Genomic DNA, 14,413 nt, shown 5'->3' on the forward strand with positions numbered 1-14,413 from the left:
GCGGGCTGGATGCCGGTCGCGGCCACGGCGGCTCACTGCCCCTGCGCCGGTGCCTCGTAGTGCACCAGTGGGGTGTTGGGCTGGTCCGGGGTGGCGTCCAGGAGCGCGACGATGCCGAGGGCCGCCCCGACGGCGATGAGCGCTCCGGCGGCGACGGCGAGTGAAGCGGCGAGCAGTCGGTGCATTGCGAGGGTCAGCCTCTCTGTCGGAGGTCGTCCCCACCCTGGTCACGCGGTCCCCCGGCCGGGGCGCGCGACGTCGCCGCACCGCCCTGGTCGCCCTGCTGATGCCGGCCCGGCCCGGCAAGTGCCCAGTCTCAGCAATGCATTGACACTTCGTCAAGGGTGCGCCTACGGTTCCCGGCCCATACGGCTCGGTAACACTCTCCCGCCCTCAGCCCAGGAGTGACCCCATGCGCCGCACCGCCTCTCCCCTGTCGCTGATCCTCCTCGGGCTCGGCGCGTTCCTTCTGGTCCTGGCACCGATGCTGGCCTGGTACGTCGAGCCGCGCGCGAAGCGCACGCCGGTCGACATCGACACCGTCACCGTCTTCAAGGGCAAGGGAAGCTACTTCGACACCGACAAGATCAAGACCGTCCACGACAAGAACCTCACCATCACGCGGCAGGTGCGGGGCGACGTCAAGGACAGCGAGGACAGCGGGCGCGCGGTGTGGGACGTGTCCACCTCAGTGGATCCGGACAAGTCGCTGCCCGCGGCGGACCCGCACGACTCGCTCCAGTGGACGATGGAACGCTGGGTCACCGACCGGAAGACGAACGCGCCGGTGCACTGCTGCGGCGAGAAGCCGTACTTCGAGGGCGAGGCCTACCTGAAGTTCCCCTTTGACGTGGAGAAGCGGTCCTACCGCTGGTGGGACAACACCCTCGGCGCGACCGTGCCGCTCACCTACCGGGGCACGAAGAAGATCCAGGGCTACGAGGGGTACCGCTTCACGGCGACGGTGAAGGCGACGAAGACCGGGACGCGCCAGGTGCCGGGGACCATGGTCGGTCAGCCGAAGACGAGTCAGGTCATCGCGGACGAGTACTACGCCAACCACGGCATCGAGCTCGTCGCCGATCAGCGCACCGGCCGGATCATCTACGCCGCGATCGGTCCCCGCAAGACGCTGCGCGCGCCGGGCTCGGACAAGGACGCGACGGTGCTGCTCGACAGCGAACGGATCGCGTTCACCCCGGCCACCCAGAAGGAGCAGGTGAACCTGGCCGACGACGACAGCAGCAGGCTGGAACTGGTCGGCGAGACGCTGCCCGTGGGCGCCGCCGTGCTGGGCGGTGTGCTCGCGGTGGCCGGAATCGTACTCGTCGTGCGCGGGCGGCGCGGGGACGGGGCACACGGTCCCTCAGGGCCGGGCGGATCGGCGGAGCCGGGCAGTCCGCATGCTGGTACGTCACCGACCGCCCTGCAGTCCAGCACGATGTGATGAGGCGTCAGCTCCCGAAAGCCCGGAAATTGTCACTTCGGTGAGTAGCCGCGCGGTACCGGGCGGCGAAAACTGTCCACCCCACCCGCGCACGGCCCCCGCACCGCCCGAGCACGGTCCCCGCACCACCAAGCACAGTCCGCGCACCACCCCGTACCACCGGCACGGTCCCGCACCCCCGCGGCCCGGACCGCTCCACCCGGCACGTCCGCACACCCGGCACGCCCCGCACACCCCGCATCGCCCGGCAGTACCCCGCAGCACCGTTCCACCGACCGGACCCCCCACAGTTCCGCACCCTGAGACGAGTTGGAGCACGTATGCCCCAGCACGTACCGTCCTCGCTGCGCGCGGCCGCCCCACGCCGCGCGGAGCACCTCCCGGCGTCTCCCCCACACCCGCGCCGGATCGTCTTCCTCGCCCACCGCGACCTCGGCAACCCGGCCGCGGGCGGTTCCGAACTCCTCGTCGACCGGCTCGCCGAGGGGCTCAGCGGCCTCGGCCACCAGGTCACCCTGTTGTGCGGCGGCCCCGCCGCCTACCGCGACTACCGGGTGGTCTCCGCGGGCAGCGACAAGGGCCACTACCTGCGCGCACGCACCGCGTTCAGCCGGCAGATCGGCGACTGCGACCTGCTCGTCGAGGTCTGCAACGGCATGCCGTACCTGGCCCCGCTGTGGCACCGCGGGCCCACCCTCTGCCTGGTCAACCACGTCCACACCGATCTGTGGGGGATGCGGTTCCAGGGCGCCCTCGCCCCCGCCGCCCGGCTCGGCCGGCGCCTCGAACACTGGGCCCTCGCGGGCGCCCAGCGCGGCAATCTGCTGGTGGCCGTCTCGCCGTCGACGGCCACGGCGTTGCGCGGCATCGGCGTGGAGCGGGAGCGCATCCGCATCGTGCACAACGGCGTCGAGGAGCCGGGGCCGCTGCACGCCCGCTCCGACGAGCCGCTGTTCCTGGCGATGGGCCGGCTCGTCGAGTACAAGCGGATCGATCTGCTGCTGCGGCTGTGGGAGCGCGTCCGGCCCGTCACGGGCGGCCGGCTCGTGATCGTGGGCGACGGCCCCGAGCGCCGGCGGCTCGAACAACTCGCGGGCCCCGGCGTCGAGTTCAGGGGCCACGTCTCCGAAGCGGAGAAGCACCGGCTGCTCTGCGAGGCCTGGATGCTGCTCCACCCGTCGGCCGTGGAGGGCTGGGGGCTCGTCATCACCGAGGCGGCGACCCGCTCCACGCCGTCGATCGGCTTCGACGTGCCCGGCGTGCGCGACTCCGTCGAGGACGGCGTGACCGGGCTGCTCGCGCGGGGCGAGAGCTCCTTCGCCGCCGCCTGGTGCACGCTGGCGCTCAGCGCCGAGCGCCGCAGATCGCTCGGCAAGGCCGCCGGCGAGCGGGCCACCCGGTTCCGCTGGGGCAACACGGTGCGGCAGTTCCAGGCGGTGGCCGCCGAGGCGGCCGCCGCACACCGGGCGACACCTGGGCCCCCGACGCCCCAGGGGGCTGCGTGAAGGATCCGTCGCTGCGCCGTTCCGCCACCCTCTTCCGGGCCTTCCTGCGCGAGCAGCGGGAGCCCGAGCGGTGCTACACGCTCCTCGCCCGTGACGCCGCCGACCAGGTCGAGGCGTACGGCCCGGTCGAAGGTCGGGTCGTCGTCGACGTCGGCGGCGGTGGCGGCTACTTCACCGAGGAGTTCCGGCGGCGCGGCGCGCAGTGCTTCCTCTTCGAGCCGGATCCGGCCGAGTTGGGGAGCAAGCCGCCCGAGGGTTCGGTGGTGGCCGACGGGTATCTGCTGCCGCTCGCGGACGGCGTCGCCGACGTCACGTTCTCCTCGAACGTCCTGGAGCACGTCGACGACCCCCAGACGTTCCTGAGCGAGCTGATCCGGGTCACCGGGAGCGGCGGGCTGATCTACGTCTCGTTCACCAACTGGCTCTCGCCGTGGGGCGGCCACGAGTGGGCGCCCTGGCACTACCTGGGCGCCGAGCGGGCCCGCGCCCGCTACGAGCGGCGCACCGGCAGGCCCGCCAAGCACACCCTCGGCGAGAACCTCTTCGCGCACCACGTCGGAGCGACCCTGCGCCAGGTGCGGGAGCGCACCGACGTGGACGTCGTCTCGGCGCGCTCCCGCTACTGGCCGTTCCTGGCCGGGGCGATCACCAAGGTGCCGGGTGTGCGCGAGGTCGCGACCTGGAACCTCCTCCTCATCCTCAGGCGGTGTCCATGACCACGGTCCAGGCCCCACCCCCGGCGGCCGTCCGGCCCACGACCGATGCCCCTGAACCCGCGCGGGGGCCGCGTTCGCGGCGCTGGTTGCTGGGGTTCTGGGCCGTGGTGTTCGTGGCGTTCCTCGCGGTGCACCCGGGGCGGATGACGTTCGACACCAAGCTCGGTGTCACCGTCGACCCCTGGCAGTTCCTCTCCGATCTCGGCCAGCTCTGGCACGACCGGGGCGGCTTCGGCGGGATCCAGGACCAGTACGCCGGCTACGCCTTCCCGATGCTGCCCTACTACGGCCTGGCCAAGCTCCTTCACGTGCCGGTCTGGCTGGCCGAGCGGCTGTGGCTCTCGCTGATCGTGACGGCGGCGTTCTGGGGCGCGATGCGCCTGGCCGAACGGCTCGGGGTCGGCAGCCGTCCGAGCAGGCTGCTTGGCGCGGTGGTGTACGCGCTGTGGCCGACGTTCACCGTGGTGGTCGGGTCGACGTCGGCGGCCGCGCTGCCCGGCGCGGTGCTGCCGTGGGTGCTGCTGCCGCTGACCGACCGGCGGATCAGCGCGCGGCTCGCCGCCTGCCGGTCGGCGCTGATCATCCCGTTCATGGGCGGCGTGAACGCGGCGGCGACGCTCGCGTCCCTGCTGCCCGTGGGCCTGTATCTGCTCTCCAGACCGAACGGGCCGCGCAAGCGGAAGCTGATCCTCTGGTGGGTGCCGGGCGTCGTCCTCGCCACCGCCTGGTGGGTCGTACCGCTGCTGATGCTCGGCATCTACGGCGAGAACTTCCTGCCGTACGTGGAGAACGCGGCCACCACCACGGGCACCATGTCGGCCACCGAGATGCTGCGCGGCGCCGGCAACTGGGTCGCGTACCTGCACTTCGGCGAGGCCTGGCTGCCCGCGGGCTGGACGGTGGCGACGGCCGTCGTGGCCGTCCTCTGCTCCGCGCTCGCCGCCGCGCTCGGCCTCGCCGGGCTCGCCCGGCGCGATCTGCCGGAGCGGCGCTGGCTGGTCCTGACGGTGCTGTCCGTCGTCCTGGTGACGCTCGCCGGGTACGGCGGGGCGTTCGGGGCGCCCTTCCACGGGACCGTCCGGTCCTGGCTGGACGGCGGGCTCGTGCCCTTCCGCAACGTCTACAAGTTCCAGAGCGGGCTCGCCCTCGCGCTGGTGCTCGGCCTGATGCACCTGGTGGGGGTGGCCGCCCAGACGCGCGGCGCCCGCCGGGTGCGCGGCCGCCGGTACGTGCCGCTGATCGCGGCGGTCCTGGTGCTGCCGGGCCTGGCCTGGCCGTACCTCAACGGCTCGATCCTGCAGTCCGGTTCGTTCAAGAAGCTGCCGACGTACTGGCAGGCGACGGCCGACTGGCTGGAGAAGTACTCCCCCGACTCCCGCGCCCTCGTCGTGCCCGCGACCGCGCACGGCATCTACACCTGGGGCTCGCCCATCGACCAGCCCCTGGACGTGCTCGCCGACTCCCGCTGGGCGCAGCGCGACTACGTGCCGTTCGGCACGCCGGGCAACCGGCGCGCGATGGACGCCGTCGAGCAGGCGCTGCTGACCGGCGGCCAAGTGCCGGGACTGCGCGACTACTTGTCGCGTGCCGGGCTGCACTACGTCGTCGTACGCAACGACCTCGACCCCGACCAGGTCGGCCACGTCCCCTCCTCGACCGTCAAGCGCACCCTGGAGGAGTCCGGCTTCAACCGGGTGACGGGCCTCGGCCCGACGACGACCGAGGGGACGATCCCTGAGGACACCCCGCTCCAGATCGAGGGGCTCTACCCGCGCGAGCGCGCCGTGGAGATCTACGCGCCCGGCAAGGGCTCCGAGCGGCCAGGACAGGCCGGCCTGAAGCCGGTGTCCAACACGGCCGTCGTCAGCGGCGGCCCCGAGTCGCTGCTCCCGCTCTCCGCCGACCCGTCGATGCGGGACCGGCCGACCGTCCTGACCGGCGACAACCACCCGGGCATCGGCACGCCGGGGCTGCAGGCGGTCGGTGACGGGCTGCGCCGCGCCGACACCCGCTTCGGCCTGGTCAACACCAACACCTCGTACACGTACACGCGTTCCGAGCGGAACGCGGTCGACGCGCAGCAGGACCCCGGCGACGAGCCGCACCAGATCCTGCCGACCAAGGGCATCGAGCACCAGACGACGGCGGAGCTGCGCGGCGCCCGTTCGGTCTCCGCGTCCAGCTACGGCAACTGGCTCTTCCATCTGCCGCAGTACGACCCGGTGAACGCCTTCGACGGCAATCCGGCCACGGCCTGGGTCGAGGGCAACTCCGGTTCGGCGGACGGGGAATGGATCAAGGCCGAGTTCAACGACGCGGTCGACGTGCCGTCCTCCTTCCGCGTCACGCCGCTGCCGCAGAACGGGGTGCGGGCCGCGGCCACCCGGGTCCGCGTGGAGACGGAGCACGGCAGCACGACCAGCAATCTGCAGCCCAACGGCATGGCCCAGCGGATCAGGGCGCACGCGGGCGCCACCAAGTGGATCAAGATCACCATTGTGGACACCCAGGAGGCACGGCCCGGTCTGACCGGCGCCGGCTTCTCGGAGATCAGCATCCCGGACGTGACCGTCACCCGGCTCCTCAAGCTCCCCACGGACGCGGACAAGTCCACGGACGCCCGGTCGACCACCTACTCGATGCACCGCTCCACCGACCCGAGCGCCCTCTCGCCGGTGAACGTCGAGTCGGGCCTGCACCGGCGCTTCACGACGACGGGTGACGGCGCCTACCGGTTCAAGGCGAGCGCGGTGGCCGTGCCGGGCGCCGAACTCGACGAGCTGCTCTACAAGGTGGCGCCCGAGCAGGAGCGGCAGATCATCGCCACCGCCGACTCCACCGCGCGGTTGGGCAGCGGGCTCTCGCCGCGCAACCTCACGGACGGCGACCTGACGACGGCGTGGATCGCCGGCTCCGCCGACCGGCCGGTGATCCACCTCAAGTGGCCCGACAAGCAGCCGGTGGGTGAGATCGTGCTGCCCGCGGCGGGCGGCCTGTCCACCCGTCCCGAGAAGATCGAGATCAGCTCGCCGGACGGCGCGGCGACGGCGGGCGTGGACGAGAACGGCAACGCGCGCTTCACGCCGATCACCACGGACCGGATGGACATCACCATCACGGAGACGGCCCCGCTGACGGTGCACAACCCCGTCGCCGACACCGACCTGCAGCTGCCGGTGGGCCTCACCGAGGTGTACGTCCCCGCCCTCGACCAGTACCGCACCCCGCGGCCGGACGCCGACGAGCGCTTCTCGCTGCCCTGCGGCCAGGGGCCCGTCATGTCGGTCGACGGCGAGCTGTACGGGACGAGCGCGAAGGGGAAGGTCCGCGACCTCACCGAGCGGCGTCCGGTCGACATCACGCTCTGCCAGCGGGGCGAGAAGGACTCCGGGATACAACTCGGCGCGGGGGCGCACAGTCTGGAGACGGGTGACGCGGGTCCGCTCGCCGTCACGGACGCGTCGCTGACGCTCGGCACGCCGGACGCGGTCGACACGACCTCGCGCGACCTGAAGGTCGAGGACTGGCTGGGCGACCGCCGCGAGGTGTCGGTGGGCGCGGGTGCGGCCTCGTACCTCACGACGTACGAGAACGTGAACGACGGGTGGAAGGCGACCCTGGACGGCAAGGAGCTGACCTCGGTGCGGCTCGACGGCTGGCAGCAGGGCTGGCTGGTGCCGAAGGGGGCGGGCGGCACGGTCGAGCTGAGCTACGAGCCGTCGCAGATCTACGAGATCGGCCTGATCCTGGCCGTCGTCGCCCTGTTGGCCCTGGTCGCCATGGTCGTGCTGTGGCGCCGCGACACGGACGACGACGCGCCGCCGCCCGCCCCGCCCGCTCCCGGCCTGATCCTCGGCACGGTGGCGCTCACGCTGGTGGCGGTGGTGATCGCGGGGCCCTTCGCCCTGCTGGTCCCGGCGCTCGCGCTGCTCGCCCGGTGGCGGCACGCGCTCCTGGTGCCGATCGCGTTCCTGGCGATGGCGGGGGCGGGGATCGCGGCGGCGACGGGTGCGGGCGAGGCGGTCGCCGCGGACGAGGGGGCGTTCTCGGGCGCGGCGCAACTCCTCGCCCTCGTCGCGCTGTTCGCGGCGCTGGTGACGGTGTCGGTACGGGAGGGACGGCCGCGGGCCGGCGACACGTTGGAGTTCGGTCCGCCGTATCCGCCGCCGCACGCGCCGGAGCCGGGGGGCGTTCCGCACGGCGCTCCCGACTCGGCGACGCCTCCGCTGCCGCGCCGTACCCGGGGCGGGCCCGAGGTCCCGCCGGAGGTGTCGCCGGACGCGCCGCGCCGTGACGCGGGCCCGACGGTCTCGGCCCGGGGTCCCGCGTCGGCCCAGCCGGATCCGGCGCCGCCGGGCCGCAGAACGGTGCGCTTCGCCCGGCGCAGGCGTCCGACCACGACAGGAGAAGGCTCCCAGCGATGACCGCACTGGAACACCCGGCTCGACGCGCGGACGGCCCCGGGCGACCGCCCGCCCGCGTGCCGTTCCCCGTCGTCGACGAGGTCTCCCGGCACTGCCTCCAGGAGGAGGAGCCGGAGACCGTGCACATCGAGGTGCACCTGCCGGGCACCCCGGACCCGGACCGCCTGCGGGCCGCGTTCACGGAGGCCCTGCGCCGCCACCCCCGCATCCTGATGCGGGAGGCGCGGGGCGCCTGGTACCGCCGCCGCTACGAGTGGGAGCTGACGGAGGCCCCGGACACGGAGGTGGTGACGTTCCCGCCCGTGACCCCGGACGCCCTCAAACGGGCCCGCGAACGCGCCCTGACCGAGGCCCCGCCCCTGACGGCGTCCCCACCGATACGACTTGAGGTGATCCGGACGCGGGCCCCGTCCGGGGAGGGGAGCCGGGGTCGGCCGGACCCGCCTTACGGGGGCGGAGCGCCCCAAGTCCCGCCCACAGAACGGGGAACGGGCTCGCGGGAACGGGGGGACGGAACGTCACCCGAGCACGGGACGGCCGAGCACACGCCCCTCGACGGGCCGCCCGGCGAGACCGCGTCCGGCGGGGCGGACGGCCGAACGCCCACCGACGAGACGGCCGCACCCGAACCCACACCCACCGCCGGGCCCACGGACCACACCGCCGTGCACGCCGACTCCGGCGGGCAAACGCCTGCCCGCGCCACGGCCGCACCCGCACCCGCACCCACACCCACACCCACACCCACACCCACCAACGGGACCACCGACGGGCTCCCCAGCCACCCCGCCCCGTCCGACCGCCCCCGCGAGGTCGCCGCCGGCTGTGTTCTGCTGCTCACCATCAATCACACCGCTCTCGACGGGCCCGCCTGCCTACGGGTTCTTGCCACCGCCGCCGAGCTCTACGGGGGGCGGGACAACTCGGCCGCCGCTCCGCCGTCGCGGGGGGCCGTCGGGGGGCAGGCCGTCGCGGCCGAGCCTGTCTCCGACGTCGCCTCGGGGTGGGCGCCGCCCGCGCGGGTCGCGCGGGGGGCTCCCGAGCCCTCGCCCGGCAACGGCATGCTCGTCGCCGAGCTTCCCGTACCGCGCCGGCCCAAGGGCTCGCCCTTCACCGTGAACGACCAGCTCATGGTCGCCACCGCGCTGATGATCGCCCACTGGAACCGCGAACACGGCGCCCGCCCCCGCCCCTTCCGCATCACCATGCCCGTCGACGACCGGCCCCGCGACGCCACCATGCCCATCGGCAACGGCACCCGGCTCGTGGAAGTCCCCTTCGGGGCCGATGAGTTGAGCGAGGACGACTGGACTCCCGCACTGATTCACCGGCTGCTGCGCCGGACCTCCGACCGCACCCGCGCCCTCAAGGCGCTCCCCCGGCCCCAACTCGGCCGCGGCGCCGCCCTCTTGACCGCGCCGGTCCTCCCGGTCGTCCTCCGGGCCGCCGTCACCCGTGGCCTGCGCCGGGCCGCCGCGCCCTGGACGTCCACCACGCTCCTGAGCAACATCGGCCGTGTCCCGTACGCGCTGGACTTCGGCGACGCGGGCCGCGCCCACGCCGTGTGGTTCTCCGCACCGGCCCGGCTGCCCCGCGGCCTCACCGTGACCACCGCGTCGACGGCCGGCCGGCTGCACCTGGTCCTGCGCTGGTCCAGAACGCTGCTCAGCCACGGCGACGGGGCGCGTCTGCGGGACCTCTTCGAGCAGTATCTGCACGCCACCGAACGCGCGACGGAGCAGGCGACCGAACACCCGACGGACCACACCGAAGCCCGCGAGACCCATGGGGGCCGCACGTGACCGCCACCGCCCGAACCACGACCGCCGCGCGGCCCGCGCCGCCCGCGCGGCTCCGGGACTTCTACGAGAACCCCGCCGTGCCCGTGGCCTCCGGCGACGCCCGCAGTCTGCGGCAGGCCCGCGTCCTCGCCGCCGCCCTCGGCCCCGCCACCTCCCGTACCGCGACCGTGCTCGACATCGGCTGCGGCGACGGCACCGCCGCGGCCACCGCGGCGCCGCTCCTCGCCGGGCACCGGGTCGTCGGCGTGGACTGGTCGCAGGACGCGCTGCGGCGCGCGCACGCCCGGCTGCCGTACGTCGTACGGGGCGAACTCACCGACGGGGGGCTGCCGTTCGCCGACGGCGCCGCCGACGCCGTCCTGTTCAGCGAGGTCGTCGAGCACCTCGTCGACCCGGACAGCGCCCTCGACGAGCTGCGCCGCGTCCTCGCCCCCGGCGGCCACCTCATGCTCTCCACCCCCAACCTGGCCGCCTGGTACAACCGCGGCCTGCTCCTCGCCGGCGTGCAGCCCGTCTTCTCCGAGGTGAGCCTGCGCGCCGTGCACGGCCGCCCCGGCAAGGAGGTCGTCGGGCATCTGCGGCTGTACACGGCCCGCGCCCTGCGCGCGTTCGTCGCCGCCGCCGGCTTCGAGGTCGTCGGCCTGACGGGCGCCCCCTTCCACGGCGTGCCGCGCCCCCTGCGGGCCCTGGACCGGCTGGCCTGCGCCGTGCCCAGCGCCGCCTCGATCCTCCTGCTGCACGCCCGGAAGGTCTGAGCCCGTGTGGTGGGGCGTGGCCGCGGCCCTCTGCGCGAACCTGCTCTACAGCACCGGATTCGTCCTGGAGAAGCGGGCGTTGACGGCCATGCCGTCGGTCAGCGTCCGCAGGCCCGCCCGGCTGCTGCGGCAGGTCCTCGGCAGTCCGCTGTGGATCGGCGGCTCGCTCGCCCTGGCCGCGGGCTTCGGCGCCCAGCTCGCCGTGTACCGCACCCTGCCGATCGCCGCAGCCCAGGGCATCTTCGTCTCCGGCCTCGTCCTGCTCCTGCTGCTCTCCTCCGTCCTGCTCGGCGAGCGGACCTCGGGCCGCGAGCGGTACGCCGTCGGCGCGATCCTGCTCGCGCTGCTCATGGTGGTCCTCTCGCTCAGCGAGGACAGCGACTCGGTCAGCCACAGCGCGCCCGTACCGCTGATCCTCACCGTCTGCCTGCCCTCGCTCGCGGCGGGCGTCTGGCTGTACGGCTCCGCGGAGCGCCGCGCCAGGCACCGGCACCGGATGCCGACGGCGGGCGTCGAGTACGGCGTCGCGGTGGGCCTCCTGTACGGGGTGAGCTCGCTGGCCATCAAGGGCGTCTCCAGCTATCTGACGACCGAGGACATCGGCGGCGCGCTCGGCGGCCTGCTGCGCTCGCCCTACCCCTATCTGCTGCTCTTCACGGGCGCGTTCGGCCTGGTCATGTCGCAGGCGGCGCTGCAACGCTGCCGGGCCTCGCTGATCGTGCCGGTGTGCACGACGGTGACCTCGCTGTTCACCGCGGTGCTCGGCACGCTGGCGTTCGGTGAGGCGCTGCCGCACGAACCGCTGCGGCTCGGCCTGCGGATCGCGGGCACGGTCCTCGCCGTCTGCGTGCTCCTCGCCATGCCCAAGCACGACGGGAGCGCCCCCCACCCCACCCCCGCCCCCAAGGAGTTGACCAGCGGATGAACCCCGACGACCCGCTGCTGAAGATCCTCGCGTGCCCGCTGGACAAGGGCCCGCTGCACCTGCTGACCCCGGCCGACCCCCTCGTACCGGAGGAGGCGCTGTACAACCCGCGGCTGCGCCGCCGCTATCCGGTCGTCGACGGCATACCGCAGCTGCTGCCCTCCTCCGGCGAGCAGGTGGGGGACGACGAGCACGAGCAGCTGCTCCGGCGGATGTCCCCGTGACTGCGCCCGCCGGCAGGCTCGTCGAGGGTGAGGGGACGTCCCCGACGCTCGCCGCCCGCCTCGCGCCCTACCTGCCCGACCGGCTGATCGCCGCCCTGGCCCGGCTCGTCTACCCCCGCTTCGAGCTCGAGCTGGCCCGGCTCGACGACCTCTGCCCGCCGGGCTGCGGGACCGCCGTCGACGTCGGCGGCTGGTACGGCCCGTGGTCGCGCAGGCTCGCCCCGCGCGCCCGGCACGTGGTGACCGTGGAGCCGGTGCCGCACCTCGCGCGGCTGCTCGCCGCCAGCACGCCCGGCAACGTCCGGGTGGTCCAGGGCGCGGCGACGGACCGGCCGGGGACGGCCCGGCTCTGGCTGCCCCGCGGCGACCAGGGGCGGCGCGGCGTCTCGTCGCTGGTGCGCCGCGACATCCACGACACCGCCGTCGACGTGCCGTGCGTGACGCTGGACGGGCTCGGCCTGCGCGACGTCGGCTTCATCAAGATCGACGTGGACGGGAACGAGCTGCCGGTGCTGCGCGGCGCGCACGAGCTGATCGCCCGCGACCGTCCCGCGCTCTTCATCGAGCTGGAGTCCCGGATCCAGCCGATCGCCCCCATCGTGGAGCTCCTGACCCGCCACCACCGCTACCGCGGCTGGGTCCTGCCGCACCGCACCTGGCTGCCGCTGGCCTCCTTCGACCTGGAGGCGCACCAGTGCGACACGTCGTACGTCGTGGCGCAGGGCCTGCTGCGCCGGGCGCTCACGCCGCGCCACCCGCGGTACGTGAACTCGGTGCTGTTCCTGCCCGACGGGCGCCGCCCGGGAGAGCGCGTGGTGCGCGACGATGGGACGCATGCCCGCTAGCCCGTCCCGCGCCCCCGGCCCCTTCACCCCGCTCGACTTCCAGCTCGTCCTGCTGCGCCGGATGGCCGACCACAACCCCGGCCTGGTCGACGGCGCCCGCCGTGACCTGGGCGTCTCCGTCGCCGACATGCGCGAGGCCAACCGCCGCTGGCAGGCGATGGCCCGCTCCCCGCGCTCCCGGGGCGCCGCGTCCCGCTACCGCTCGGTGCTCGGCGTCCCCGAGACGACCGTCCGCCGCACCATCGGCGACCTGGAGTGCGAGGCGCTGCGCTGGCCGGTGCCGCTCTGGCCCGACCTGCGCTTCGAGGCGCTCCTCGCGCCGAACGGCGCGGTATGGAACGAGTACCTGGTCCGCGCGCCGGGCGTTCCGGCGCCCCGGCTCCGTACGCTCGACGACCTGACCCCCTGGTCCTGCACGATCGACGAGGCCGCGCACGCCTTCGCCCCCGCACGGCCCCTGGAGGGGACGGCACCGACGCGGTGGGGCCTGGCCTTCCGGGCGCCGGACGCGAACGGTGAACTCCGGGACTGCGCGGCGGAGTTCACGTGGGGACTGCTCCAGCGGGTGGGGGTGCGCGACTAGGGCCTGTCCGGCGGATCAGGTCGCATACGGGTGGCCCGCACGTCTTCGTGCCGGTGAGCGGGGTCTGGCGCGTCGAGATGCAAGGCGGAGGAGGGCGACAACGCGGAGCGTTGGCAACCGACGACAACGCCGCAGGTCGGCGTGGCAGGCCCCGCGCCCGCGACAAGAACCGCCGGACAGGCCCTAGGCGGCCCCGTGCCCCGGAGGCAAAAGCCCGGACCCGGCCTTGTTCCGCGCCTCCAACATCTGCTTATGATTCAGCGGTGTTCGATTCACGGCACATCAAGACGTTCCACGAGGTGGTCCGCTCCGGTTCGTACTCGGCGGCCGCCCGCTCGCTCGGCTACACCCAGCCGGCGATCACGCAGCAGATGAAGGCCCTGGAGCGGTCCGTCGGCACCCCGCTGTTCACCCGCGTCGGGCGCCGCATGCGGCTGACGGAGGCCGGCGAGGCGCTCTCCCGGCACGCCGGGATCATCCTGGACGACATCTCCGCCGCCCAGCAGCAGATGAACGCGATCACGCGGCTGCGCTCGGGCCGGGTGCGCGTCTGCGCCTTCCCCAGCGCCAACGCGACCCTCATCCCCGAGGCGCTGGCCCGGCTCGCCTCGGGCCACCCGGGGGTGCGCGTGGAGCTCCTGGAGGACGAGCCGCCCGAGTCGCTGCGGCGCGTGGTGCGCGGCGAGTGCGACATCACGCTGGCCTTCACCTATCCAGGGCTGCACGACGAGGTGCCGGAGGAGCTGGCGGAGATCCCGCTGATGGAGGACCAGCTGACCGTGCTGCTGCCCGCCGGGCACCGGATGGCGCGCCAGCGTTCGGTCAAGCTCGCCGAGCTGGCGGAGGAGCGGTGGATCGCGGGGTGCCCGCGCTGTCGCGCCAACTTCCTGCACGAGTGCGCCGAGCTCGGTTTCGCGCCCGACATCGCCTTCACGACCGACGACAACCTGGTGGTGCAGAGCCTGGTCGCCGAGGGGCTCGGCATCGCGATGATGCCGGGGCTCGTCCTGAACTTCCTCTGCCACGGCAAGGTGACGGGCCGCGCCCTCGACCCCGCGTCGCGGCGCCAGGTGTCGGCGTACGTCCTCAAGGAGCATCTGCGGATCCCGGCCACCGCGCTGGTCCTGGACGAGCTGAGGACGGTGGCCGCCAACCGCGTCGGCTGCTGACCGCGGTACGGGCGGTCG

Annotated in this window: 12 protein-coding genes; 11 read left to right on the forward strand and 1 reads right to left on the reverse strand. The window is 73.8% G+C overall.

Annotated elements, in window-relative coordinates:
• Nucleotides 1-32: 32 nt before the first annotated feature.
• Complete coding sequence (locus ACFYO9_RS14845; RefSeq protein ID WP_355808718.1) at nt 33-185, reverse strand: hypothetical protein; 153 nt, start codon at nt 183-185, stop codon at nt 33-35.
• A 227-nt stretch (nt 186-412) separates the two neighbouring features.
• Here ACFYO9_RS14845 and ACFYO9_RS14850 point away from each other — a divergent pair, with 227 nt between their 5' ends.
• The 11 genes from ACFYO9_RS14850 (at nt 413) to ACFYO9_RS14900 (ending at nt 14,395) form a co-directional block, all read left to right on the forward strand.
• Nucleotides 413-1,447 carry a DUF3068 domain-containing protein gene (locus ACFYO9_RS14850; RefSeq protein ID WP_358773210.1) on the forward strand — a complete coding sequence of 345 codons (1,035 nt, stop codon included), beginning with the start codon at nt 413-415 and terminating at the stop codon, nt 1,445-1,447.
• Nucleotides 1,448-1,767: 320 nt separating this feature from the next.
• A complete protein-coding gene (locus tag ACFYO9_RS14855; protein ID WP_358773212.1) occupies nt 1,768-2,952 on the forward strand; it encodes a glycosyltransferase family 4 protein in 1,185 nt (394 codons plus the stop codon).
• Nucleotides 2,949-3,668, forward strand: coding sequence for a class I SAM-dependent methyltransferase (locus tag ACFYO9_RS14860; protein WP_358773214.1), 720 nt, complete (start codon nt 2,949-2,951; stop codon nt 3,666-3,668). Before ACFYO9_RS14855 ends, ACFYO9_RS14860 begins: the two co-directional genes overlap by 4 nt.
• Nucleotides 3,665-8,092, forward strand: coding sequence for a DUF3367 domain-containing protein (locus ACFYO9_RS14865; protein WP_358773343.1), 4,428 nt, complete (start codon nt 3,665-3,667; stop codon nt 8,090-8,092). Before ACFYO9_RS14860 ends, ACFYO9_RS14865 begins: the two co-directional genes overlap by 4 nt.
• Nucleotides 8,089-9,894: a condensation protein gene (locus ACFYO9_RS14870; RefSeq protein WP_358773216.1), complete on the forward strand. Its 1,806-nt coding sequence runs from the start codon at nt 8,089-8,091 to the stop codon at nt 9,892-9,894. Before ACFYO9_RS14865 ends, ACFYO9_RS14870 begins: the two co-directional genes overlap by 4 nt.
• Nucleotides 9,891-10,649, forward strand: a complete 759-nt coding sequence (locus tag ACFYO9_RS14875) for a methyltransferase domain-containing protein (protein WP_358773218.1) — start codon at nt 9,891-9,893, stop codon at nt 10,647-10,649. Before ACFYO9_RS14870 ends, ACFYO9_RS14875 begins: the two co-directional genes overlap by 4 nt.
• Before the next feature lie 16 nt (nt 10,650-10,665).
• Entirely contained in the window at nt 10,666-11,574 is a 909-nt protein-coding gene (locus ACFYO9_RS14880) for a hypothetical protein (protein WP_358773220.1), read from the forward strand.
• Complete coding sequence (locus tag ACFYO9_RS14885) at nt 11,571-11,798, forward strand: Trm112 family protein (RefSeq protein WP_355808705.1); 228 nt, start codon at nt 11,571-11,573, stop codon at nt 11,796-11,798. The genes ACFYO9_RS14880 and ACFYO9_RS14885 overlap by 4 nt, the downstream gene beginning before the upstream one ends.
• Nucleotides 11,795-12,643: an FkbM family methyltransferase gene (locus ACFYO9_RS14890; RefSeq protein WP_358773222.1), complete on the forward strand. Its 849-nt coding sequence runs from the start codon at nt 11,795-11,797 to the stop codon at nt 12,641-12,643. The genes ACFYO9_RS14885 and ACFYO9_RS14890 overlap by 4 nt, the downstream gene beginning before the upstream one ends.
• Nucleotides 12,624-13,226 carry a hypothetical protein gene (locus tag ACFYO9_RS14895; RefSeq protein ID WP_358773224.1) on the forward strand — a complete coding sequence of 201 codons (603 nt, stop codon included), beginning with the start codon at nt 12,624-12,626 and terminating at the stop codon, nt 13,224-13,226. The genes ACFYO9_RS14890 and ACFYO9_RS14895 overlap by 20 nt, the downstream gene beginning before the upstream one ends.
• A gap of 263 nt (nt 13,227-13,489) precedes the next feature.
• Entirely contained in the window at nt 13,490-14,395 is a 906-nt protein-coding gene (locus ACFYO9_RS14900; protein WP_355808697.1) for a LysR family transcriptional regulator, read from the forward strand.
• The last annotated feature ends 18 nt before the right edge of the window (nt 14,396-14,413 follow it).

This window comes from Streptomyces sp. NPDC005863 (genome assembly GCF_042871345.1).
Taxonomy (GTDB): domain Bacteria; phylum Actinomycetota; class Actinomycetes; order Streptomycetales; family Streptomycetaceae; genus Streptomyces.

Excerpts from the sequence above, each read along its gene's own strand:
- ACFYO9_RS14850 (WP_358773210.1), top strand. The coding sequence starts at position 413 with ATGCGCCGCACCGCCTCTCCCCTGTCGCTGATCCTCCTCGGGCTCGGC.
- ACFYO9_RS14885 (WP_355808705.1), top strand. The coding sequence starts at position 11,571 with ATGAACCCCGACGACCCGCTGCTGAAGATCCTCGCGTGCCCGCTGGAC.
- ACFYO9_RS14895 (WP_358773224.1), top strand. The coding sequence starts at position 12,624 with ATGGGACGCATGCCCGCTAGCCCGTCCCGCGCCCCCGGCCCCTTCACC.
- ACFYO9_RS14855 (WP_358773212.1), top strand. The coding sequence starts at position 1,768 with ATGCCCCAGCACGTACCGTCCTCGCTGCGCGCGGCCGCCCCACGCCGC.
- ACFYO9_RS14845 (WP_355808718.1), bottom strand. The coding sequence starts at position 185 with ATGCACCGACTGCTCGCCGCTTCACTCGCCGTCGCCGCCGGAGCGCTC.
- ACFYO9_RS14865 (WP_358773343.1), top strand. The coding sequence starts at position 3,665 with ATGACCACGGTCCAGGCCCCACCCCCGGCGGCCGTCCGGCCCACGACC.
- ACFYO9_RS14870 (WP_358773216.1), top strand. The coding sequence starts at position 8,089 with ATGACCGCACTGGAACACCCGGCTCGACGCGCGGACGGCCCCGGGCGA.